At 72.8% G+C, this 23,517-nt stretch carries 20 protein-coding genes and 1 pseudogene; 15 read left to right on the top strand and 6 right to left on the bottom strand.

Annotation, left to right across the window (positions count from 1 at the left end):
- Window positions 1–62 precede the first annotated feature (62 nt).
- Entirely contained in the window at window positions 63–860 is a 798-nt protein-coding gene (locus tag ABZU46_RS00425) for an SAM-dependent methyltransferase (RefSeq protein ID WP_354853601.1), read from the bottom strand.
- 140 nt (window positions 861–1,000) lie between these two features.
- On the opposite strand from ABZU46_RS00425, the gene ABZU46_RS00420 reads away from it, so the two are divergent.
- On the top strand, window positions 1,001–1,465 hold the full coding sequence (locus ABZU46_RS00420) for a hypothetical protein (RefSeq protein WP_354853598.1): 465 nt from the start codon (window positions 1,001–1,003) through the stop codon (window positions 1,463–1,465).
- A 148-nt stretch (window positions 1,466–1,613) separates the two neighbouring features.
- Complete coding sequence (locus tag ABZU46_RS00415; protein WP_354853595.1) at window positions 1,614–2,240, top strand: phosphatase PAP2 family protein; 627 nt, start codon at window positions 1,614–1,616, stop codon at window positions 2,238–2,240.
- Window positions 2,241–2,271: 31 nt separating this feature from the next.
- On the opposite strand, the gene ABZU46_RS00410 is transcribed toward ABZU46_RS00415, so the two are convergent.
- Window positions 2,272–2,979: an A24 family peptidase gene (locus ABZU46_RS00410; protein ID WP_354853918.1), complete on the bottom strand. Its 708-nt coding sequence runs from the start codon at window positions 2,977–2,979 to the stop codon at window positions 2,272–2,274.
- A gap of 693 nt (window positions 2,980–3,672) precedes the next feature.
- Here ABZU46_RS00410 and ABZU46_RS00405 point away from each other — a divergent pair.
- The 12 genes and pseudogenes from ABZU46_RS00405 to ABZU46_RS00350 form a co-directional block, all read left to right on the top strand.
- Complete coding sequence (locus ABZU46_RS00405) at window positions 3,673–4,239, top strand: hypothetical protein (protein ID WP_354853916.1); 567 nt, start codon at window positions 3,673–3,675, stop codon at window positions 4,237–4,239.
- A gap of 38 nt (window positions 4,240–4,277) precedes the next feature.
- Window positions 4,278–5,180: a hypothetical protein gene (locus ABZU46_RS00400; protein ID WP_354853914.1), complete on the top strand. Its 903-nt coding sequence runs from the start codon at window positions 4,278–4,280 to the stop codon at window positions 5,178–5,180.
- Between the two features lie 46 nt (window positions 5,181–5,226).
- Entirely contained in the window at window positions 5,227–5,886 is a 660-nt protein-coding gene (locus ABZU46_RS00395) for an SAF domain-containing protein (RefSeq protein WP_354853592.1), read from the top strand.
- 2 nt (window positions 5,887–5,888) lie between these two features.
- Window positions 5,889–6,689: a ParA family protein gene (locus tag ABZU46_RS00390; protein ID WP_354853589.1), complete on the top strand. Its 801-nt coding sequence runs from the start codon at window positions 5,889–5,891 to the stop codon at window positions 6,687–6,689.
- Window positions 6,679–8,220 carry a CpaF/VirB11 family protein gene (locus ABZU46_RS00385; protein WP_354853586.1) on the top strand — a complete coding sequence of 514 codons (1,542 nt, stop codon included), beginning with the start codon at window positions 6,679–6,681 and terminating at the stop codon, window positions 8,218–8,220. The genes ABZU46_RS00390 and ABZU46_RS00385 overlap by 11 nt, the downstream gene beginning before the upstream one ends.
- A gap of 4 nt (window positions 8,221–8,224) precedes the next feature.
- Entirely contained in the window at window positions 8,225–9,127 is a 903-nt protein-coding gene (locus ABZU46_RS00380) for a type II secretion system F family protein (RefSeq protein ID WP_354853583.1), read from the top strand.
- Window positions 9,128–9,173: 46 nt separating this feature from the next.
- A complete protein-coding gene (locus ABZU46_RS00375) occupies window positions 9,174–10,043 on the top strand; it encodes a type II secretion system F family protein (protein WP_354853911.1) in 870 nt (289 codons plus the stop codon).
- Window positions 10,044–10,068: 25 nt separating this feature from the next.
- On the top strand, window positions 10,069–10,272 hold the full coding sequence (locus ABZU46_RS00370; RefSeq protein ID WP_354853908.1) for a hypothetical protein: 204 nt from the start codon (window positions 10,069–10,071) through the stop codon (window positions 10,270–10,272).
- Between the two features lie 5 nt (window positions 10,273–10,277).
- Window positions 10,278–10,721, top strand: coding sequence for a TadE/TadG family type IV pilus assembly protein (locus tag ABZU46_RS00365; RefSeq protein ID WP_354853580.1), 444 nt, complete (start codon window positions 10,278–10,280; stop codon window positions 10,719–10,721).
- Window positions 10,718–11,185, top strand: a complete 468-nt coding sequence (locus ABZU46_RS00360; RefSeq protein ID WP_354853577.1) for a TadE/TadG family type IV pilus assembly protein — start codon at window positions 10,718–10,720, stop codon at window positions 11,183–11,185. The genes ABZU46_RS00365 and ABZU46_RS00360 overlap by 4 nt, the downstream gene beginning before the upstream one ends.
- Complete coding sequence (locus tag ABZU46_RS00355) at window positions 11,182–11,613, top strand: pilus assembly protein TadG-related protein (protein ID WP_354853574.1); 432 nt, start codon at window positions 11,182–11,184, stop codon at window positions 11,611–11,613. The genes ABZU46_RS00360 and ABZU46_RS00355 overlap by 4 nt, the downstream gene beginning before the upstream one ends.
- Window positions 11,614–11,627: 14 nt before the next feature.
- Window positions 11,628–12,653, top strand: a pseudogene (locus ABZU46_RS00350) (LysM domain-containing protein); the annotation flags it as partial.
- Window positions 12,654–13,024: 371 nt separating this feature from the next.
- On the opposite strand, the gene ABZU46_RS00345 reads toward ABZU46_RS00350, so the two are convergent.
- Window positions 13,025–13,876, bottom strand: a complete 852-nt coding sequence (locus tag ABZU46_RS00345; protein WP_354853571.1) for a Rieske 2Fe-2S domain-containing protein — start codon at window positions 13,874–13,876, stop codon at window positions 13,025–13,027.
- Between the two features lie 117 nt (window positions 13,877–13,993).
- Here ABZU46_RS00345 and ABZU46_RS00340 point away from each other — a divergent pair, with 117 nt between their 5' ends.
- The gene (locus tag ABZU46_RS00340; RefSeq protein ID WP_354853568.1) at window positions 13,994–14,764 is read left to right on the top strand and encodes a crotonase/enoyl-CoA hydratase family protein; all 771 of its coding nucleotides are present in this window, start codon (window positions 13,994–13,996) and stop codon (window positions 14,762–14,764) included.
- A gap of 30 nt (window positions 14,765–14,794) precedes the next feature.
- Here ABZU46_RS00340 and ABZU46_RS00335 read toward each other — a convergent pair whose 3' ends face one another.
- The 3 genes from ABZU46_RS00335 to ABZU46_RS00325 form a co-directional block, all read right to left on the bottom strand.
- On the bottom strand, window positions 14,795–18,508 hold the full coding sequence (locus ABZU46_RS00335; RefSeq protein WP_354853565.1) for a discoidin domain-containing protein: 3,714 nt from the start codon (window positions 18,506–18,508) through the stop codon (window positions 14,795–14,797).
- A gap of 186 nt (window positions 18,509–18,694) precedes the next feature.
- Complete coding sequence (locus ABZU46_RS00330; protein WP_354853563.1) at window positions 18,695–21,616, bottom strand: discoidin domain-containing protein; 2,922 nt, start codon at window positions 21,614–21,616, stop codon at window positions 18,695–18,697.
- 153 nt (window positions 21,617–21,769) lie between these two features.
- On the bottom strand, window positions 21,770–23,392 hold the full coding sequence (locus ABZU46_RS00325) for a glycoside hydrolase family 13 protein (RefSeq protein ID WP_354853561.1): 1,623 nt from the start codon (window positions 23,390–23,392) through the stop codon (window positions 21,770–21,772).
- Between the last annotated feature and the right edge of the window lie 125 nt (window positions 23,393–23,517).

The raw sequence follows: 23,517 nt of genomic DNA, 5'->3' as shown, positions 1-23,517 counted from the left end.
CCCGGTGGCAGGCGCTGTTTCCGTCGTACCACCCGAGGCCCGCCACCGGAGGCGAAAGCGCGTCAGCGGCGGACGCCGACCCCGGCGTAGCCGTGTGAGTCCCCGACCTCTGGCTCGCCGTCCGGCCGCCACCGGGTGGTCTCGACCAGGCCGGGCTCCACCAGGTCGTACCCGTCGAAGAAGCGCAGCGTCTCGGCGTGGGTGCGGGGCACCAGCGGGGCGCTGCTGGTGCGGTACACGGCCTGCCCGCGCTCGGCCACCTCCGACGGGACGCCGTCCAGCGTCAGGTGCGACAGCACCAGGTGGCTGCCGGGCACGGTGGCGTCGCGCAGCCGGGCGACGGCAGCCCACGGGTCGTCGTCGTCCGGCACGAAGTGCAGCACCGCGAGCAGCAGCACGGCCACCGGGCGGTCCAGGTCGAGCGTGGCCCGCACCTCCGGGTGGGCCAGCAGGTCGTCCGGCCGCCGCAGGTCGCCCTGCACGACGGCCGCGCCGGGCACGTCCGTCAACAACCGCCGGGCGTACGCGACGGCCACCTCGTCGTAGTCGACGTAGACCACCCGGGCGTCCGGCGCCACGGCCCGTACCACCTCGTGCACGGCCCCCTGGGCGGGCAACCCCGCCCCGATGTCCAGGAACTGGTGGACGCCCTGCCCGACGGCGTACCGGACGGCTCGGCGCAGGAAGTGCCGGTTGGTCTGGGCCGCGAGCCCGGTGCCCGGGAAGATCTCCAACACCCGCTCGGCTGCGGCGCGGTCGGCGGCGAAGTTGTTGCTGCCACCCAGGAAGTAGTCGTACATCCGGGCGACGTTGGGTCGGGCGGTGACGTCGGTCGTGTCGGGGGTCGGCTGGTCGGTCACGAGGGGTCCCTTCGCCGCGGTCAGATCTCGATGTCTAGCAGCCGGGGCGACGACCCGCTGACCCCTCGTGTCGTTGATCCGGCTGCACCCCTGGTCAACCCCGACCACGGTGGGGGCACCGAATCACCGAGGGGGACGCGATGACCGGTCAGCGGGAAACCGTGCGGGTCGACCACGACCTGTTCCGCGCCGTGTACGACTCGCCCGCGTCGCTGCCCGGCCGGCACCGGTGGACCACACCGGAGTCGGACGTCCGCCGTCTGGAGAAGCTGCTGGGAATGCCGGCACGCAGCATCGGCGCCCCGCTGTGGGTCAGCGGCGACGAACCGGACTGCCCGAAGTGCGGCCGGCGGATCACCTGGTACGACATCGTCTCGTCGGCGCTCACCGGCCTGCACGACAAGAACATGATCGCCACGGTCATCCTCGGCGAACACAGGTACGTCAACACCGAGGTGCCGGAGGCCATCCCCGGGGTGCGCTGCGCCGACTGCCACACCGCCATCGACGGCCTGCGCAGCTTCAAGTGCCACAACTGGGCGTACGCCTTCGAGGCGCTGGAGGCCGTCCGCGAGCGCATGGCCGGCGGGCCCGCGCCGACCTGAGCGCCTGCCGGCGGGCCTCCGCCGACCTGAGCGCCTGCCGGCGGGCCTCCGTGCGGCCGGCTCGACCTTCGACTCCTGCGCTGCCCCCTGCCGCGTTCCCAGGGTGTCTTCCAGGTGAACGAGGTATGAACGTCTGGTGAGGTGATTCATGGCCGACAACGGCAGCACGGACGTTCCAGAGATCAGCGCCGAGTGGTACCGCGACATCGTCGACGCGGCCGCCGGCACCCCGCACCCGGTGCAGTGGTTCGTCGGGCACGTCACCGAGGGGGTGATCCTGCTGCTCGGCGCGCTGCTGGTGGCGGCCGCGCTGCGCCGCCTGGTCGGCGGCCCGCACGACCGGGCGCTCGCCCTGGTCGCGCCGCTGCCGACCCTCCTCGCGTACGCGAGCAGCGAATGGCTCAAGACCGTGGTGGACGAGGACCGACCGTGCCGGACGGTGGGCCGGGCGATCGTCGCCGGCACCTGCCCACCACCGGGTGACTGGTCGTTCCCCAGCAACCACGCCACCCTGGCCGGCGCGCTGGCGATCACCACACTGCTGCTCTCCCGACGGCTCGGACTGGTCGCGCTGCCGCTGGCCGTGCTGGCCGCGTTCTCCCGGGTCTTCGTGGGCGTGCACTACCCGCACGACGTGGCCGCCGGCCTGCTGCTCGGCGCCCTGGTCGCCATGGTGGCGACCCCGCTTCTGGCCCGCCTGACCGCCGAGGCGCTGCGCCGCCGCGCCGATGCCCGCCGCCCGGTACCCGACCTGGCCAGCCGACCCCGCCCCTGACCCCGCCGCCCGACGGTCGGTGGGGTGGGCGTCAGGAGGTCAGGAGGAGGGCACCCACCGTGCCGAGCAGCAGGAACGGGCCGAACGGCAGGTGCGTGCTCCACCGGGCCCGTCGGGCGACCAGCAGTCCCAGACTCACCAGCGCGGACAGCCCGAACGCGAGCAGCAGCCCGAGGAGCAGGACGGGCAGGCCGTACCAGCCGAGCAGTGCCCCCACGCTGAGCGCCAGCTTCGCGTCGCCCAACCCGAAGCCGCGGCGGCCGAGCAGCAGCGTGCTGGTGGCGAAGAACAGCGCCAGCCCCGCGCCTGCGGCGACCGCCCGCAGCCAGGGGCCCGCGTCGGCGTCGGCGAGCGCGGCCGCGCCGAGCAGCAGCCAGGTCCCGGCCGCCGCGGGCAGGGTGAGCCGGTCGGGCAGTCGGTGCGCGGCCAGGTCGACGAGGACCGCCGGCACGGTCCAGGCGAGCCACCATGCCAGCGCCGGCATCGCCCCGCCCGACGGGCCGACCAGCGCCAGCAGCGCCACGGCGGCGAGCGCGGCCACCTCGACCGTGCCGGGCGGCGGCCCGACCCGGGCCCGGCACCGGCCGCACCGGCCGGCCGGGCCGAGCGCCGGCCAGGGCCGGGTCAGGCCGACCGCCGCGCCGCAGGCGTCGCAGCCGGTCCGGCTGGAGGTGCCCGAGGGTACGGCGTAGCGCACGACTGCCAACCGCAGCAGCGGACTGACCGTCAGGATCGCCAGCCCGGTCGCGAGCCGAAGACGGCCAGGGGCAGGCCCCGCCGCCGCCCGATCGGTCGGGTTTCGCCGACCGGGTGCCGCCGCAGGGGGGCCGGTCAGCGCCACGTGGACCACGCCGGACGCCGGCCACCCCCGGTAAAGGTGAACACGGATCGTGACTGAACGTTCGCTCGGGTGTAGCGGATGGCGCGGAAACCGACGTCCACCACCGGCGGCACGATGATCTCCCCGTCCGAGGGCGGGCCGGTCGGCACCGCAGACGGGGTGGCCGGTCCGTCGCCCCGGGACGCAGTCCGGATGCCGGGATGGCGGCGCGATGTCCCACTCTCGGGACCGACGCAGGGGTTGCGGCGGATCGGCCCCGGCCGGCGAGGCCGGACGGTCGGCGACCCCTCGACCGGCCATCGTCCGGAGTGCAGCACGAACACCCGCCACCACCACCCATCATCACGCAGAGTGTTCACTTGAATTGCCTCTGTTGCATCGGCGAGCGTCAGCCTATGCTCGCCCCTTGGGTGTGACGCAAGCCTCACCTCTACGACCGGACGACACGGGACCTTGCATTTGTAGAAGATCCGTAACGGTGAATGCAGAAGCGCAGTAAAAGCTCCGGAAGGCACTGATCCGGGCGCGCTTCCGCATGCCCGGCGGCGGTGCTTCATGGCCACGTCGGGCGACCACGAGGAGGGCTCAGCGGTGCGCGGACGGCAGCTCAGGCGAGCGGCAATCTGCCTGCTGGCGGTCGTGGCGGCGGTGCCGGTCACCGCCTGCGGCAGCGGGCAGGAGGCGGTCGATCGGCCGGCGACGGCGCGGGGCGACGGAGCGCGGGCCGATTCGGGCGCGGAACGGGAAGCTGCCGAAAAGGCGGCGCTCGAGGCGTACTCCGGTTATCTCGCAGCATCGCGGACGGCGAGTCGGCGCAATGATCCACACGCGCCGGAACTGTCCCGGTTTCTCGCTGATCCGCTGCTGACCCGGGTGCAATTGTCCATTCGCGACGCAAAGGAGCACGGCGCGATGCGTACCGGGACGCTGGCGTCCGATCCCAGCGTGACCGCCGTCAGCCTGGACTCTGACCCGGCCACCGTGGAGATCCAGGACTGCCTGGACGCGAGCGGCTACCGGCTGGTCTACACCAAGGACCAGCGCGTGGTCCCGGGCAGCGGTGGCGGCAAACATCTGGCTACCGCCACCGCCACCCGCTATCCCGACGGTCGCTGGCTGATCAGCTCCGGCTCGGCGCACCCGGACCAGCCGTGCTGACCCGGGGGCGGAGAGCCCGCACCGGCGCGGCCCGGCGGATGCTCGCGGGGGCCGGTCTGGCGTTGCTACTGGTGGTCGGCGCGACCCTGCCGGCCGCCGCCGCCCGACGCGCCGACCCGGGGGCCGGATGTCCGCCCGGCCAACCGGACTGCAACGTCTGGGACGACGAGCCCGGTACGCCGGGCGGCCCCGGCGGCGGGGGCGACAACGGCGGCGGCGACTCCGGCGGCGGCGGGGGCGGCGGTGTCTGTCAGTGGGGCGGGCGGACGATCCCCTGCTACGACGACCTGCTGGGCTGGTTCAACAACGGCGACGGCTGCTACTACAAGCTCGCCTCGCCGCAGAAGCCGGCACCCGAGGGTCAGCAGTGGTACGTGCAGACCTGCAACGGGGGCGATCTCGGCGCACAGGACACGGTGCTGCGGGACGGGCCGCCGCCCGGCTTCGGCGCTCCGCCGGACCCGGAGGAGCTGGCCCGCCGGGCCCTGGCGTCGATCAAGCTGCTGCCGGCGCGGCTCAAGGTGGCGCCCCGCAAGGACATCGGCCCGGGCCTGGTCGGCCTGCCCGTGTGGATGTGGGCCACCCCGAGCGCCAGCTACTTCGGGCCGCTGCGCGCCTCCGCGTCCGACCGTGGGCTGACCGTCTCGATCGAGGCGAAGGTCGACCGGATCGTCTGGAACATGGGCAACGGCGACACGGTCACCTGCACCAAGGCCGGCACCCCGTACGACCCGAAGGGCAAGCGCGCCGGCCGCACCTCCCCGGACTGCGGCTACGACCGCGGCTACCCGAAGGCCGGCACCTACCGGGTGGGCGCCACCACGTACTGGACGGTGCGCTGGTGGACCGACGACGGCGACGAGGGTGACCCGATCCCGCAGACCCGGACCAGCGGCACCGTGCCGGTCCAGATCAAGGAACTCCAGGTGGTGACCAGGTGAGTGAGCCGGTTCTGCGAGCCCCACAGTCGGGAATGGAGATCGAACGGTGAGTGTGGCTACGCGTAACGCGACCGGGCCGGTGGACGCGCCGGTCAGCCCGCCCAAGGTGGTCCGGCAGCGCCGCGTCCGCCCAGGGCTGCTGGGTCTCGCCGTACTCCTGATCGCCCTCGGTGGGCTGGGGGCGGCGTTCGCGGTCACCTCGGTCCGGGCCACCGGCAGCTACCTCGCGGTGGCCCGGCCGGTGGAGGTGGGTCGGGAGGTCAGCGCCGCCGATCTGATCACCGTGCAGGTCGCCGGCGGTCAGGGGTTGCACCCGGTGCCCGCGGGCCGGCTGGACGAGGTGGTCGGCAAGCGGGCCGCCGTGGCGCTGGTGCCGGGCACCCTGCTCACCCTCGGGCAGGTCACCGACGACCCGCTGCTCGGCCCGGGTCAGCAGCAGATCGCGATCGGCCTGAAGACCGCCCAGGTGCCGGCCCGAGCGCTGCACCCCGGAGACAAGGTGCTGCTGGTCAGCACCCCGGACGAGAACGCCACCGGGGCGGCGGCCGGGGCGGGCACCCGGTTCGCGGCCACCGTCATCGACATGGTCAGCCCGACGGACGACGAGAAGGTGCTGTACCTGGCGCTGCTCATCCGGGACGTACCCGCCGTGGTGGCGTTGGCCGCCCAGGAGCGGATCGCGGTCGTGCTGACCGAGGCGGCCTGAGCATGGCGATCATCGCGTTGGTGTCCGCGAAGGGTTCGCCCGGCGTGACCACCTCGGCGTTGGCCTGTGCCCTGACCTGGCACCGCCGGCTGGTCCTGGCCGAGTGCGACCCGGCCGGCGGGTCGATCCTCGCCGGCTACCTCGGTGGTCAGCTGGACGGGCCGCGCGGCATCGGCGAGCTGGCCGTCGGGGAGCTGCGCGACGGCAACCTGGAGACCGGGTTCTGGTCGCAGCTGGTCGACCTGGACGCGCCGCGCCGGGAACGGCTGCTGCTGCCCGGGTTGGTCGACCCGGCGCAGGCCGGCAGCGTCACCCCGCTCTGGCAGCGCTTCGCCGACTACTTCAACGCCCTGGACCGGGGCACTCCCGGCTACGACGTGCTCGTCGACTGCGGCCGGCTGCACGTCACCGGCCCACCGTGGCCACTGCTGCGGGCCGCCTCGGTGGTGCTGCTGGTGACCCGGGCCCACCTGCCCGACCTGTCCGGCACCCGGGCGGTGGTCACCGCGATCGAGCGGGACTTCGCCGAACACCGGGTGCCGCCGGGCACCCTGCGGCTACTGCTGGTCGGCGACGGGCACGGGCGCGCGGAGATCAGTCGTGGACTGAAACTGCCGGTGATCGCCCGGCTGCCGCACGACCCGCGTACCGCAGGGGTGCTCGCCCTCGGTGGGACCGTACGGTCCGGACGGCCGCTGCTGCGCGCGGCCGCCGCGCTGGAGGTGCCGGTCGGGGCGCTGCTGGAACGCAGGCGGGCACGGCTGGCCTGGCCGGTGCAGCAGGGGGTGCCGGATGCGGTTTGAGCCCGTCTCCACCGACCCACGTCAGCAGCCGCCGGCCGCGACGTCCACCGCGCCGCCGCTGGCCCCGCCGAACGGCCGGCACCACCAGTCGGCGGCGATACCGCAGCCGATGCCCACGGCCACGCCGCCGCCGGAGGTGGCACCCCGACCCCGGATGGACTTCCAGGTGGTCCGGGAGCTGCGCCGGGAACTCACCGAACGGCTCACCCTGTGGCAGCGCGGCCGGGAGTTCACCGTCGACGAGGAGGACACCGAGCGGGCCCGGCTGGCCGTCACGGTGGTCGCCGAGTACGCGGACGCGGTCCGTCGCGCCGGCACACCGATGGCCGCCGGCGAGGAACGCCTGCTGCTCGACCAGGTGACCGCCGAGCTGGTCGGGCTGGGCCGGCTACAGACCCTGCTGGTCGACGACACCATCGAGGAGGTGCACATCCTCGGCTGCGACGTGGTGCGCATCACCCGGCACGGCGGTGGGGTGGACTGGGCCGAGCCGATCGCCGACAGCGACGCCGAGCTGGTGGAGATCCTCCAGGCGGCGGCGCGGCGGGCCGGCGCGACCGAACGGTCACTGTCCACCGTGAAGCCCACCCTGGACCTGCAACTGCCCGACGGCAGCCGACTGGCCGCGGTGTTCCTGGTCAGCCACCGGCCGTACGCGGTGATCCGCAAGCACAACACCCTGGACGTGAGCCTCGACGACGTGGCCGGCGCCCGGGGTGACCTGGACGAGATGATCGACCCGCTGCTGCGCGACTTCCTGCGTGCGGCGATGCGCGCCGGGTTGAACATCATGGTCGCCGGGCTGGCCGGCGCCGGGAAGACCACGATCATCCGGGCGCTCATGAACGAGATCCCACCCGACGAGCCGTACGTGCTGCTGGAGGAGAGTCGGGAGTTGTTGCCGGCCCGTCGCCGGGAGCGGCACCGGGCGGTGATGAGCTTCGAGGCGCGGGAGGGGCACGGCGAGCGCGGCTTCGACGGCCGGCCGGCGGGTGAGGTGACGATCGCCGACCTGATCCCGCTGTCGCTGCGGATGGGCGTGCTGCGGATCATCGTGGGCGAGGTCCGGTCCCGGGAGATCGTGCCGATGCTCCAGGCGATGACCACCAGCCGGGGCTCGATGTGCACCATTCACGCCCGTACGGCTGCCGGGGTGGGTGAACGGATCGTCGAGCTGGCGCTGGCGCACGGCCGGGAGATGACCGTCGACCAGGCCCGCCGGATGGCCGGCAACGCCCTCGATCTGATCGTCTACGTCACCGTCGAGGACGAGAGCGCGATCGGCGGCCGTAAGCACCGGTTCGTCTCGCACGTGGAGGAGGTGATCGGGGCCGGTGAGGCCGGACGGATCACCACCACCACCGTCTTCGGTCCCGGTCCGGACGGCCGCGCCGTCCCCCGGCACCTCCCGGAACGGGTTCGCGACCAGTTGCTGCGGGTGGGGTACGACGCCCGGCTGCTGACCCGCTGGATCGAGGCCGGTACGGGTGCCTGGCGGCGTCCCCGACAGACCCGACTGGCCCGGCGGTGACCTGATGGGGAACAGCCTGGAGTTGATCGCTGTGGTCTCCGGGGCCGCCTGTGTGGCCGGGCTGCTGCTGGCGGTCGTCGCCCTGGTGGGCAGCCGCCGGCCCGCCGGGCCCGGCCCGGGAGCTGGCCCTGGCCTGAGCCGCCTCTGGCGCGGCTCCGGCGCCACTCCGGCCGAGCGGCGGGCCTACCAGGCGCTGCTGCTCACCGCGGTGGTCGCCGGGGCGTTGGCGTTCCTGCTGACCGGGCTGCCGGTGGTGGGCCTGCTGGTGGCGGTGGCGGTGCCCGGCACGCCTTGGCTGTTCGCCGTCGGCAAGGCCGAGCAGCGGGCGATCGCCCGGATCGAGGCCGTCGGCGAGTGGACCCGCCGGCTCAAGGACGTCTCCGGTACGGGGCAGGGCCTCCAACAGGCGATCATCAGCACGATCGGCAGCGTGCCACCCGGCATCGAGGACGAGGTACGGCTGCTCGCCGCCCGGTTGCAGGCCGGCTGGCTGGCCCGTTCCGCGCTGCTGGCGTTCGCCGACGAGATCGGCGATCCGGTCTGCGACCAGGTCGTGGCGGCGCTGATCCTGCACCTCACCGACCGGGGTGAGCGGCTGGGCGACGTGCTGGGCTCGATCGCCGGCGCGGCGGCCGCGGAGGTGGCGACCCGCCGGGAGATCGAGGCCAAGCGCACCCAGCCCCGGTTCGCGGTCCGCTTCCTGACCGGGATGACGCTGGCGACGCTGGCGTACGGGCTGGTCAACACCGAATACATCAAGCCGTACGGCACACCGACGGGTCAGGTGGTGATGGCCGCTCTCGGTGCCGCATTCATCGGCCTGCTGGCCTGGGTGCGGTCGATGAGCCAGCCGCAGCGGCCGGCCCGGTTCCTGCCGGCCCCCGACCCGCAGGAGGTGATCGCGTGAGCGCGAGCGGCGAAGCGCGGCGCAGCCCCGGAAGGCGGTCGCGGTGATCCTCAACTGGCACCTGGCCGTCGCGGTCTGTGGCGGGGCGACGATCGGGTTGGGCTTGTTCCTGGTGATCCGGGAGCTGGTTCCGGCGACCCCCGCGCTCGGGCCGGCGCTGCGCCGCCTGCACCAGCCGCCGGGCACCGGGCGGGTGGCCGCTCCCGCCTCCCGCCGGCTGGACTGGCTGACCGGGCTGTCCCGCTGGTTGCGACCACCGCACCGGCAGCTCGCCCTGATCGGTCAGACCCCCGAGCAGTACGCGCTGTCGGTGCTGCTGTCCGCGCTCATCGGACTGGCCACGCCGACCCTGCTCGGGGTGGCGCTGTTCGTGCTCGGTGTCTCGCTGCCGCTTGTCGTACCGGTGCTGGGTGGCCTCGGCATGGCGCTGATCGCCGGCCTGCTGGCGCACCGCTCGGTGCTGGCAAAGGCGGACGCCGCCCGCGACGAGTTCCGCCAGGCCGTCTGCACGTACCTGGATCTGGTGGCTCTGCAGCTCTCCGCCGCGCACGGGCCGGTGCAGTCGCTGGAGCGGGCCGCCGCGGTCTGTGACGGCTGGGTGTTCGACCGGCTTCAGGAGTCGCTGCGGATCGCCCAGATGCAGATGCACGCGCCCTGGGACGAGCTGCGTGACCTCGCCGACAAGATCGGCATCCCGGAGCTGGGCGACGTCGGCGCGATCATGCGCTCCTCCGGCAGCGAGGGCGCGCAGGTGCACGAGACCCTGCGCAGCCGGGCCGACTCGCTGCGCGACCAGATCCGCACCGACAACCTGGCCCGCGCCGAGGGCGTGACCAGCCGACTCGACATCCCGGGCGCACTTCTCGTCTTCGTGCTGCTCGGCTTCGTCGTCTATCCGTTCATCGCCCGTGTCTGATCCGACCCCCGAGAAGGAGTACGCCATGTCCATCCTCACCTACCTGCACGTCGTGGTGACGACGCGCTTCGCCGAGCTGCGGCGGGACGGCGAGCGCGGCGACAGCCCGGTACCGACCGCCGTGATCATCTTCGGTCTGGTCTTCGTGGCGACCATCGTCACCGGCCTGGCCCTCGGCAAGGCCAACGACTGGATGAAGGCCATCCCGAACCACACGAACCCGAAGTAGCCGGCATGCGCCGAGCCGCGTTCGGAAGGTGGCGCCGGGCGGTTCTCGCCGCCCGGTGTCGCCTCGTGGCCGGCGACCGGGAGCGGGGTGCCAACCCGGTGGAGCTGGCCGTGGTGATGCCGCTGATCCTGGTGCTCCTGTTCGCCTCGCTCCAGGTCTCGGCGGTCTTCCTGGCCCGCTCCACGGCGTTGAACGCCGCCCAGAGCGGGGTCAACGCCCAGCGGCTCTACAACGCGTCCGACAGCGCCGGGAAGGCCAGCGCCACCCGGTTCCTGTCCGCCACCGGCGGCTGGTTGCTGGGCTGGGACAGGACCGGCCCGACCTGCGTGACCACCGCGGTCGAGGTGACCTGCACGGTGACCGGCCGATCCCTGTCGGTGGTGCCCGGTGTGGACTTCGCGGTAGAGCAGACCGCGCACGGGACGGTGGAGCGGGTGACCCCGCCGTGAACCGGCCCGCCGAGCGGGGCTCGGTCTCCATCGAGGTGGCGGTGCTCGCACCCGCGTTCATCGCGCTGATGGTGCTGGCCGGCGTGGCCGGACGCAGCGCGGTGGCGGCGGAGGCCATCGACGCCGCCGCCCACGACGCGGCCCGCGCCGCCTCGATCTCCCGCAGTGCGGCCGACGCCCGCAGGGAAGCCCGCGAGGCGGCTCAGCAGCAGCTGGACTGGCGAGGGCTGAATTGCAGCGGCACTCCGACCGTGACGTTCAGCGGCTCGGTCGGAGGCGCCACCACCAGCTTCGACAGGGCCTACCGCAGCGCGCTCGGCCAGGATGCGACAGTCACCGTCACGGTCGCCTGCCGGGTGTCCTTCCGGGATCTGCGCCTCTCGGCAGTGCCCGGCATGCCCAGCGAAAACCGCGTCGAGGCGAGCTTCACCTCACCACTTGACCGCTACCGGAGCCGGCGATGACCGTCCGTCCGCTCTCCGGCGACCACGGCCGCGTGAGCATCTTCCTGGCGGTGGCGATGATCGGCGTACTGGCCATCGTGGGTCTCTCGTTCGACGGCGCCGGTCAGCTGCGCACGCTGCAACGCGCGGACAACCTCGCCGCGGAGGCGGCCCGCGCGGGCGGGCAGGCCATCGACCGGGCCACCGCGATCGAGGGTGGGCCGACGCGGATCGACCAGCCGCAGGCCCGCGTCGCGGTCGCCAACTATCTCTCCGCCGCCGGCACCACCGGCCACACCGTGAGCTTCCCGCAGATCGCCGGGGAGACCGTCGTCCGGGTACGCGTCACGATCACCTACCGCCGCTCGATGCTCGGGCTGTTCGGCTTCGCCGACCGGGTCACCGTCACCGGCGAGGCGACCGCGCGGGCCATCACCGCAGGACCGTAGGAAGGAAGGCCGCCATGTCCGCATCGGGTCGGTCCGTCGTACGGCGGACCGGACGCGTCCTCACCGGCGTCGGCGCGCTCGTCGTGCTCTGCGCGCTGGTTGCGGGCGCGCCGGTCGCGCTGCTCGCCTTCGCGGGCAATCCCCTGCCCGACCATCTGCCCACCCTCGCCGAGGTGGGCACCGCCCTGACCAGCCGCGACGACGGGCAGCTCTTCCTGCGGGCCCTGGCGCTGGCCGGCTGGTTCGGCTGGGCCACGTTCGCCTTCTCCGTCATCGTCGAATTGGGCGCGCAGACCCTGCGCCGGCCGGCGCCGAAGTTGCCGGGGATGAGCCGCCAGCAGAAGGCCGCCGCCGCGCTGGTCGGTTCGGTCGCGCTGATCCTCGCGGCCAGCCCGGCCGCCGCCAGCGCCGCGGCGGTCTACACCGCTCCGGCGTACGCCCAGTCGAGCGCTTCGACCGGAGCCGCCCGACTGCCCGAAGGTGGGCCGCTCGGGATGACCGGGAGCGGGCCGCTCGGCATGGCCGGGAGCGGGCCGCTCGGGCTGGTCGCGCCTGACGGGCCGAGCGCCGGTGACCAGGCGGCCCCGGTGTATCGCGTGGCGCGGGGCGACTACCTCGGCGAGGTGGCCGAGCGGTACCTCGACGAGTTCGGCGACTACCGACAGCTCGCCAAGCTGAACCGGCTGGACGACCCGGATCGGATTCGCCCCGGCCAACTGCTCCGGCTGCCAGCGGAGGCCGCCGACCAGGGCGCCCGCCCGCACGCCACCGGAAAACTCGTCGGCCGGCCCGCCGCGCCCAGGCCGCCGGCCCCGCGACCGGCACCCGAGCGGACCGCGCCGGAGCGGGCGGAGCAGGCGCCCCCCGGCGGTACGGAGTCGACAGGTCAGGTACCCCCGATGACCGTCGGCGCGGCGCGGGCCGGAACCACCGACCGGGTGAACCGACCGTTGGCGGTCTCCGCCGTGCTGGCCGTCGCGAGCATCGTGGGCGCCCAGATCGGCGCGGTGCTCGGCCTGCGCCGCCGCCCGGCCACCGCCGGCGCGGCTCCCCGGCTGGCCGCACCCAGCCGCGCACCCCGGCGCGGGGCGAGCGGCCGCCGCGGCAGCTCGAACGGGAGCAGCCTGGGCCCGAGCGGGAGCAGCCTGGGCCCGAGCGGCAGCGGCGCCGCCTGGGCCGCCAGCCGCGCGGCGGCGGCCATCGAGCCGTCCGCACCAATCGCTGGCACAGCACCCGACTGGTCCAGCGACGGTACGGCGTCCGTCGGCGCATCGGGAGCCGGGAGCGACAGTGCCGGAGCTACCGGTGCGGCAGGGTGGGACGACGACGGACCCCAGGGCGGTCGGCATCGGCGCGGCTGAGCCGGCAAACCCCGGGCCCGGCACCGGCAGGCGCGCGGGGGTGCGGTCGGTCAGGGGACGCGGGTCTGGAGCACGCCGTCGCGGATCCGCGTGGGCAGGATCTGCTGGTCGTTGCCGGAGGGCCCCAGTACGACCTCGCCGCCGTTGAGCCGGAACGCGCTGCCGTGCCACGGGCAGACCACGCACGCGTGGCCGTCGATCTCCTGGACCTCGCCCTCGCCGAGCGGCCCGCTCTGGTGGGGGCAGCGCTCCAGCATGACGGTGACCTCGTCGCCGTGGCGGTAGAGGATCACCGAGACGTCGTCCACCTCGCGGGTCACCAGCGTGCGCTGCGGCAGGGCCGACATGTCGACAAGCGAGTGCCAACCGTCGCTCATCCGGCGCAGCTCGGAGATGCTCTGGTTGACCTGCGCCCCCTGCTTGTACGCCAGGTGCCCGCCGATGTAGGCCCCGAGGCTCGCGGCGGACAGCCCGAGGAAGCCGAGAGCGCGGCCCATACCGTGCCGGCCGGAGAGCCGTGCGGCCAGCGAGCCGGCGTAGAAGGTCAGGCCGATGCCGTTCGCGGCGGCGTGCACCAGGCCGACGCGCCGCTGGTCGGGGGCGAGGGCCACCCAGTCGTTCAGGCCGGCGATCGCCGCCGGCACGGCGCTGACGGTGCCCAGCCCGACCAGCGCGGTGGCAGCCCGGCGCTGCCCGGGCATGAGGTCCAGCACCGCCGCGCTGATCCAGGAGCCCACCGGCACCTGCACCATCGCCGGGTGCAGGGGATGGCCCAGCGGCACCCCGTGCAGGAGGTCGCGTAACCGCCGTGGACGCAGCGTGCCCAGCACCACCCGTTGCAGCCGGTCACCCACCCGGTCCAGCCGGGACGCCTGCTCGATCTTCGTCAGGATCTCTCGCACGAGGACCGACTTCCCGGCGAACGCCGTCGCAAACCGGTCGGCGGTGACGGACCTGTAGCAACGTGTGCGGATGCTCCGGTGGGTGCGCTCCGGCGCTCCGCCAGGCACCATGGGCCGATGGGTGTACGGGTGGAGCGCGCCGGGCCGGTGACGACGGTGATCCTGGACCGCCCGGCGGCCCGCAACGCGGTGGACGGGCCGACCGCGCGGGCACTCGCGGACGCGTTCCGCTCGTTCGATGCCGACCCGGACGCGGCGGTGGCCGTGCTCTGGGGTGCCGGCGGCACGTTCTGCGCGGGCGCCGACCTCAAGGCGATCGGCACGGCCAGCGGCAATCGGGTCGAGCCGGAGGGAGACGGCCCGATGGGTCCGACCCGCATGGCGCTGAGCAAGCCGGTGATCGCGGCGATCTCCGGGTACGCGGTGGCCGGCGGCCTGGAGCTGGCACTCTGGTGCGACCTGCGGGTCGCCGAGTCCGATGCCACGCTCGGGGTGTTCTGCCGACGCTGGGGAGTGCCGCTGATCGACGGCGGGACGGTCCGGCTGCCCCGGCTGATCGGTGAGAGCCGTGCCCTGGACCTGATCCTCACCGGGCGGGCGGTGCCCGCCGACGAGGCGTACACCATGGGGTTGGTCAACCGGGTGGTGCCGCCGGGCCGGGCGCGGGCGGCGGCCGAGGAGCTGGCCGCGGCGATCGCCCGGCATCCGCAGACCTGCCTGCGCAACGACCGGGCGGCCGTGCTGGCCGGCGCCGGACGGCCCGAGGCGGAGGCGCTGGCGACCGAGCTGGCGTACGGGATGGATTCGCTGGCCACCGACGCGGCGGCCGGGGCGGCCCGGTTCGCCGCCGGCGAGGGCCGGCACGGCGCGATGCCGCCGGGAGGGTGAACCTCCCGGCGGCATCCGGTACGGCCTGACTCAGTTGCGGTTGATGGTGAAGGTCGAGGTGGTGTTGCGGATGTCCACCGCGTTGTTGCTCAACCGCAGGTTGTTGAAGGTCACCGACCCGACGGCCGGCCCCTGCCCGGACTCGGGCATCTCGTTGACCCAGATGCCGAAGCCGGACTTCGCGTCGTAGGCGTCACCGCTCTTGCGGGCGCCGCTGATCGAGATGTTGGTGAAGACCGTGTCGGTGACCGGGAACTGCGGCTGCCCACCGACGTAGTTGGTCTGGAACATGATGCCGCTGTAGGTCGGATCGACGATGTCCACGTCGCTGACCCGGATGCCCTGGAACACCTTCGAGGCGGAGAAGACCCAGATCGCCGGGAAGGTCTGCGCGCCCCAGAAATGCCCACCGGCCCGCACGATCGAGATGTTCTCGAAACGGGTCGGCGGGCTCGCGCCGAAGCCGTTCATCGGGTAGCCGAAGTCGAGCGAGCTGATGGTGATGCCGGAGTAGACGAGCGTGTCCGCGATGTAGATGTTGCGGAACGTGTTGCCGTAGCCGCCGTAGACGGCCACACCGGCGGCCCGCCAGGTCAGGGTCGAGGTCAGGTTCTCGTAGATGTTGTCCCGCATGTCCGCGCCGCCCGCGTCGATCGCCGAGAACAGCGCGAAGCTGTCATCGCCGGTGGCCCGGGCGTCGTTGTTGCTGACCAGGTTGTTGGTGCTGCCGTTGGTCATGTTGATGCCGTCGGCGAACAGGTTGCGGATCCGCGAGTTCTTGATCGTCATGTAGTCGGTGTTGGCGCCCCAGTAGAGGCAGACCTGGTGCTCGGCCCAGATGTTGTCGATCACGATGTTCGACACGTTGGCGAAGTCGAACACCTTGCCCGGCCCGTCGATGCGCGAGGTGTAGTTGCCGAAGTAGGCGAAGTTCGCGAACGACGATCCGGCCGCCGAGTTCTCGGCCCGGAAGCCGATGTCGGTGTTCTCCTGGCCGGAGGGGGCGTTGAACCGGGTGTACCAGGGCCCGGCGCCGGTCACCTTGACCGCCTTGCCGTACACCTGGAACTTCGACGAGGTGGAGTAGTTGCCGGCGGGCAGGTACACCCCGATCAGGTTGCCGGTGGTGTCCATCCGCACCCGGTCCAGGGCGTTCTGCACGTCCTGGTGGGTGAAGCCGGCCGGCGTCGCGTAGCGGGCCGAGTCCGGGTTCGCGATCGGCGAGACCTGCTCGGTGTTGATGAAGTCGATCGCGTACGTGGTGGTGTTGGCCGCGTCCTTCTGGAGGCGGATCTTGCTGCCGGCCGGCACGGTCGAGTTGAGCATGACGTTGGCTTCGTCGTAGATGTGCCGCGGTCCGCCCGCGCTCGGCGAGTTGCCCGGGCTGGTCTCGTTGCCGTACAGCCAGGCGTAGCGGGACGTCAGGTCGATGGCCTTGTGGAACGTGCCGTTGACGTAGACGTTCAGCGTGGAGTTGATGCCCCCGCCGCCCGACGCGTCGGGGATGGAGAAGCGGGTGACCAGCGTGTTGGTGCTGGCCCGGGTGGTGAACTCGACGTAGCTGCCGGTCGAGTTGAGCGTCACCGCACGCCGGCCGGACGCCTCACCGGCCACGTCGCCGACGGTCCGGTTCGGGCCTACCACTGCCGCGCCGCCGCCGACCACGCCGTCCTCGGCCTCGTACATGTCGTACGGCATGTTGGCGCCGCGCCCGACGAAGAGCGGACGGTCGCTGGTGTTGTTGCCCTGCTTGACCGGCAGTTCGTTGCTGTCGGCGGCGAGCACGACCCGGACGGTGTACTTGCCGTTCGCGGCCGTCCAGGTGCCCAGGTCGACCGGGCCGACGGTGGCCCCGGCGTTGATCACACCGGAGTACGAGCCGGTGAGGGTACGCACCACCGTGCCCGATTCGTTGAGCACGGTGAGCGTGATGCCGTGCGACCCGGACGCGGAGGCCACGCTGCCGGCGTTGCGGATCGACACGGAGAAGGTGACAGTGCTGCCGGCCGACGGGTTGCCCGGCGACCAGGCCACCGCCGAGGCGACCAGGTCACTCGTGGCGACCGGGCTCACCACCAGCGGGCTCGGGTTGGAGTAGCTGTTGTTGGTGTCGTCCTGCTCGACGACGGTGTTGGACTCGTCGACCTTCGCGCTGAGCGGGTAGCTGCCCGCGTCGCGGGTGCCGATGCTGGCGCTGACCGTGGTCGAGGCGCCGGCCGCGAGGCCGCCGACCGACGCGGTGCCGACCCGGGTGGAGCCCAGGTAGAAGTTGACGTCGGTGGCGCCGGAGGCCGCCGAGCCGGCGTTGCGCACGGTGGCCGAAAGCGTGATGGTGCTGGTCTCCACGGGGGCGGACGGGCTGACCGACATGCCGGTCACGGTGAGGTCCGGGTTCGGCGCGGGGGTGCCGATGACCTGGAACTCGGCCACCTGCCCGGCCGGGGCGCCGGTGTTCGAGGCGATCGAGAGCCGTACGTCGGCGGCGGCGCCGGAGACCGGGATGGTCACCGTGTTGCCGCTGCCCGGGTTGAAGGTGTAGTTCGCCGCGCCGACCAGGGTGGTGAAGGTCGACGAGCCCTGGTCGCGGCCGAGCACTGTGATGTTCTGGGTACGCGTACCCCAGGCGGAGTCCGGGTTGAGCTTCAGCACGACCTGGCTGAGGCTGGCGTTCGCGCCGAGCTGCACGGTCAGCGTGCTCGGGTTGCCGTTGCCCTCCCAGTAGGTGGTCACGTTGTTGTCGTTGGCGTTGGTCGCCACGAACGTGTGCACGTACCCGGAGGCGGTGATCGGCTTGCCGACCGCCAGGTTGGTGCCGGTGGGAGGGGTGCCGGTGCCGGTGCGGGTCACCGTGTTGCTGTTCGACGACTGGTTGCCGGCCGCGTCCCTGGCCCGCACGTAGTACGAGACCGTGGCGGTGTCCGGCTGGCTGTCGGTGTACGTCAGCGTCGAGCCGCTGACGCTGCCGCGCAGCGCGCCACCCGCGTAGACGTCGTACCCGGTCACGCCGACGTTGTCCGTGGACGCGGACCAGGTGAGCCGGATCTGACCGCTGGCGGGCTGGGTGTAGGCCAGGTTGCCGGGGGCGCTGGGGGCTTGGGTGTCGGTGCTGCCGCTGGCGCCGTACACCTCGACCTCGGAGAACTGGGCGGCCGGCCAGCCGGTGTTGCCGGTGACCTGCACCCGTACGTAGCGGGTGCTGGCCGCGGTGAAGCTGACGGTCGCGGTGTTGCCGGTGCCCGGGTCGAACGTGTAGCCGCCGGACGCCTTCAGGGTGGTGAAGGTCGAGCCGTTGGTGGAGCCGAGGATCGACAGCGTCTGGGTGCGGGTCTGCCAGTCCGACGAGGGCGGCAGCTTGAGCACCACCCGGTCCACGTTGACGGTGGCGCCGAGGTCGGCCTGGATCCACTGCGGGAACGCGTTGTTGGCGCTCTCCCAGTAGGTCGACGCGTTGCCGTCGTTGGCGTTGCCCGCGACGTAGTTCTGGTTGTAGCTGCTGGCGCTCATGCTGGCCGAGAGCCCGGCGAGCAGGGCCGCGCGGGCGGACCCGGCCGGGGCCGGAGCCGGCTTCGCCGCCGGGGCCGCGGTCGCCGGGGTGAGGGCGGGGACGGCGGCGAGGAGCAGTCCGGCGAGCGCGCCGGCGAACAGCCGCCGGCCGGCCGGCAGTCGGCCGGCTCGGTCGGCTCGGGGGACGGGACCGGGCGAGCCGGCACGCGGGGTGCCTCGGGTGGGGCCGTTTCTGGACATGGGTGGCTACACCTCTTTCGGGGGTGGTGTGGGTGCGTTGCCCGGTGACGGGTGCAGGGGTACGCCCGTCGTGCCGCGACAGGTGGGGGACGGTGCGGTGCGGGACGGGTGCGGGCGGGCCGGCGCCGCGCTGCGCCGGGCTCCCCGACCGGTGGCCCCCGCCCTGCTCGGGCGGGGGCCGTCGGCCTAGCTGGAGTAGACCTCGAACTCGCTGAGCTGGCCGGCGGGCCAGCCGGTGTTGCCGGTGACGGTCAGCCGCAGGTACCGCTGGCTGGTCGCCGTGAAGGTCACGGTGACCGTGTTGCCGCTGGCCGGGTTGAACGTGTAGCCGGCGGACGCCTTCAGTGTGGTGAACGACGAGCCGGTGGTGGAGCCGAGCACCGACAGCGTCTGCGTACGGGTCTGCCACGCCGACGACGGCGGCAGCTTCAGCACGACCCGGGACACCGAACGGGTGGCACCCAGGTCCACCGTCAGCGACTGCGGGAAGGCGTTGTTGGCGCTTTCCCAGTAGGTGTTGGCGTTGCCGTCCACCGCGTTGGGAGCGGCGTACACGTCGGAGTGGCTGGTTTCGGTGATCGACCGTCCGGCCGCGAGGTTGCCACTGGGCGGGGGCGTCGTCGGCGGGGCGGTGGTCGGTGGGGCCGTCGTCGGTGCTGCGGTGGTGGGCGGCGGCGTGGTGGCGGTGCCGCCGTACACCTCGACCTCGCTGAGCTGGGCGGCCGGCCAGCCCGTGTTGCCGGTGACGGTGACCCGGATGTAGCGGCGGTCACCGGAGGGCAGCCCGATCGACACGGTGTTGCCCGTGCCGGGGTCGAAGACCCGACCGGCGGACGACGCCAGGGTGCTGTACGACGAGCCGTCGGTGGAGCCGAGCACCGACAGCGTCTCGGTGCGCTGCTCCCAGCCGGCGGGCAGCTTGAGCACCACCCGGTCGACCGAGCGGGCCGCGCCCAGGTCCACCGTCAGCGACTGCGGGAAGGCGTTGTTGGCGCTCTCCCAGTAGGTGGCCGCGTTGCCGTCCACGGCGTTGCCCGCCGTGTAGCTCTGGTTGGTGCTGGTCGCGGTCGTCGACCGGTTCAGCGCCAGGTTCCCGCCGGTGGGCGGCGGCGTGGTCGGGGGCGGCGTGGTCGGCGGTGCGGTGGTGGGTGGCGCGGTGGTGGGTGGCGCGGTGGTGGGGCCGGTGGTCGGCGGGGTGCTGGGGCCGCCACCCCACTGCGGCTCCGGCCACGGGCCGCAGTACGGGGTCGACGTGTACCAGCCCGAGTTGCCGGAACCCTGGGTGATCTGGAAGCCGCCGCCCACGCAGTTGTGCATCGGGTTGCTCTGCGCGATGTTGGTGGCGCGCACGTTGGTGAACGACACCTGGCTGGGCGCCTGCACCTGGAGCGCGTACGTGCCGGCGCCGTCGATCCGTACGTTGTTAAGGTTGATCCCGCTGGTCTGGCCCTCGATCCAGTGCAGCGCGGCGTACGAGCTGTCCAGGATGTCGGTGTCGGTGATGTTGATGGTGGCCTGCTGGAACGCCTCGTTGAGGGCGGAGAACCAGATCGCCCCGACGCCGAAGTTCCAGTTGTAGTCCGAGTTGCCGTTACGGATCAGCGTGTTCCGGGCGATCGTCCAGGTGCCCCGGACCGCGGTGTCGCCCTGCACACCGGGATAGCGGTTGGCGACGTGGATGCCACCGCCGTTGGTCAGCGAGTCGGCCGTCACGTTGTCGGTGATTGTGATGTCCCGACCGCCGTAGCTGACCAGGTGGTTGGCCAGCAGCGTCACGCCGATGGTGTTGTGCGTGAACGAGTTGTTGACGTTCGGCACGCTCTGCGCCCACATCGCCAGGGCGTCGTCGCCGGTGTTGCGGACGAACGTGTTGGTCACCGTCGAGTTGGTGACGCCGGTGTGGAAGTTCACCCCGTCGGCGGTCTGGTCCAGGATCCGGCTGTTGCGGATGGTGAAGTTGTCCATCGGGCCGTCCATCCACGCCCCGACCTTGGTGTTCTCCAGCCACAGGTTGTCCACCACCGAGTTGGTCATCGCCCCGCCCAGGGCGTTGACCTGGTCCTCGTCCACCCGCTCGCGGATGTCGCCGATGATGGCGAAGTCCCGCAGGGTGACGTTGCGGCTCGGTCCGCCGGCCTCGTGCGCCCGGATCTCCCCGGTGTAGCCGCCGCCGGGGACGTACTTGCCGTAGATGCCGGCGGCCCGCTTGCGGTCGGTGGGGTGCCGCCCGCCGAGCACCGAATACCACGGGCCGGCGCCACGCAGGGTCACCCCATCGACCACCACGTGATCCCAGAGGGTGAACGTGCCGGTCGGGATCCAGACGGCCCGGCCCTGGGCCTTTCCGGCGTCGACAGCGGCCTGGAACTTCGCGGTCGAGTCCGTCGCGCCGCTCGGGTCGGCGCCGAAGTCGGTGACCACGTCGAGCACACCGGAGGGCTTGCTGATCGCCGGGGCGACCAGCTCGAAGTCCGCCAGGTCGATCGTGAAGGAGGGCGACTGGGCGGTCGAGGAGACCTGCAACCGGATCTTCGTACCGGCCGGGTAGGTGGTGCCGAACATCGCCCGGGTCTCGTCGTAGAAGTGGTGCGGGTTCGTGTCGCCCGGGTTGTTGTTGAACGGGTAGCCGCCGTAGTACCAGCCGTACCGCGATGTCACCGGCACCGACTTCAGCAGGGTGCCGTTGGCCCGCAGGTCGAGGGCGGCGTCCCGGCCGGTGCCGGCCGGGCTGTCCGGCAGGCTGTGCCGGAAGGTGACCGCGTTGGCCGGGGCGGTGAGCGTGAACTCGACGTACTCGCCGACGGAGTCGAGGGTGACCGCCTCGCGGCCGGACGCCTCCGACGGCAGCGTGCCGTAGCGCCGGTCCGGGCCGATCCTCGTGCCGTTGGAGGCAGCCTTCTCCGCCTCCTGCTCGATGAACGGGACGGTCGCGCCACGGCCCGAGATGTCGAAGGGGGACAACCCGGCCGCCGAAGCCGGGGTGGCGGTGCCGGTGACCGCGAGGGCGGTCACCGTGGTGGCGGCGAGCAGGGTGGCGGCGATCGCGGCCAGCCCGACGCGCGCCGGGTGTCGGAGGTGGTGCGGGGTGGCGGTGGTGTGGTTGGCCATGAGCTGTGCTCTCCCTCTCGTCAGGCAGGCCAGGTCCCCCGTTTCGGTGCGGCGTGGCGGTTTCTCCCCCCTCGTTCCTCCTTCCTCGGTCGTGGTGTGTGGGTGGGTGGTGCCGGCGGCCGGGACGGGACCGCCGGCACCACGTCGGTCGGATCAGGTCAGGGCGGCGGCGTCCGCGCGCGGTCCGTCCACCGCTTCGGGGGTACGCAGCCAGACGGCCGTGTCCGACGGCAGCAGACCGTCGTCGAGGGGGCCACTGGCCAGCAGCAGCTCCCCGTCGGCGGGCAGCGGCACCGCCGCGTCGGTGAGGTTGACCAGGCAGCGGAAGCCACAGCCACGGCTGAACGCCAGCATCCCGTCCGGGGCGGGCAGCCACGTCAGCTCACCGTCGCCGAGCGCCGCCTCGGCCCGCCGGATGTGGATCGCCGCCCGATACAGCTCCAGCATCGAGGCCGCGTCGCCGGTCTGCGCCAGCGCCGTCCGGTCCTTCCAGTCGGCCGGCTGGGGCAGCCAGGGCGCCGCCGCCCCGTCCGGGCTGAACCCGAACGGCGGCTCGTCACCGGCCCACGGCAGCGGCACGCGGCAGCCGTCGCGACCGGGGTCGATCCGACCGGAGCGTTCCCACATCGGGTCCTGCCGCAGCGCGTACGGGATGTCCTCGACCTCCCAGAGCCCCAGCTCCTCGCCCTGGTAGACGTAGGCGGCACCGGGCAGCGACAGGGACAGCAGCGCGGCTGCCCGCGCCCGGCGGGTGCCCAGCTCCAGGTCGGTGGGGATCCCCTCGCGCTTGGCCGCGAAGCTGAACGTGGTGTCCGCCCGGCCGTAGCGGGTGACGTGCCGGGTCACGTCGTGGTTGGAGAGCACCCAGGTGGCCGGCGCGCCGACCGGCGCGTGGGCGCTGAGCGTGCCGTCGATGCTCTCGCGCAGCGCGGACGCGTCCCAGGCGCAGCCGAGGAAGTCGAAGTTGAACGCGGCGTGCAGCTCGTCCGGGCGCAGGTAGTTGGCGAACCGCTGCCGGTCCGGCAGCCACACCTCACCGATCAGCGCTCGATCGGCGTAGGAGTCGGCGACCCGCCGCCAGCCCCGGTAGATGTCGTGCACGCCGTCGAGGTCGTGGAACGGGTGCTGGTGGTCCGGTCGGACCTCGGGCAGCGTCCCGTCCTTCACCAGCAGACCGGCGGAGTCGATCCGGATGCCGTCGACGCCCCGGTCGAACCAGAACCGCAGGATGTCCTCGAATTCGGCCCGCACCCGGGGGTGGTCCCAGTTGAAATCGGGCTGCTGGGGGGCGAACAGGTGCAGGTACCAGTCGCCGGGCGTGCCGTCCGGGTTGGTGGTGCGGGTCCAGGTCTCGCCGCCGAACTCGCCGATCCAGTCGGTGGGCCGCTGGTCCCCGTTCGGGCCACGACCGGGACGGAACCAGAACAGGTCCCGCTCGGGCGCTCCCGGGCCGCCGGCCAGCGCGGCCTGGAACCACGGGTGCGCGTCGGAGCAGTGGTTGGGCACCACGTCGACGATCGTCCGGATGCCGAGGTCGTGCGCCTCCGCGATCAGCGCCTCCACCTCGGCGAGCGTGCCGAAGACCGGATCGATGTCGCGGTAGTCGGATACGTCGTACCCGGCGTCGGCCATCGGGGACGGGTACCAGGGGCTGAACCAGATCGCGTCGACGCCGAGCGCGGACAGGTGGTTCAGCCGGGACCGGATGCCGGCGATGTCACCGATGCCGTCGCCGTTGCCGTCGGCGAAGCTCCGGGGATACACCTGGTAGATCACGGCTCCACGCCACCACGGACTTCTGTCAGCTGTGGACACGAGCACCTGCTTTCTGCGTCAGTACGTCGGCGGGTTCGCCGGAGGGAGATATGTATCGGGACGAACGGTCGTTGTTCGCCGCGCGG

This window comes from Micromonospora sp. NPDC005197 (assembly GCF_040608295.1).
Classification (GTDB): Bacteria; Actinomycetota; Actinomycetes; order Mycobacteriales; family Micromonosporaceae; genus Micromonospora.
This window is presented reverse-complemented; position numbering and strand designations above follow the sequence as displayed.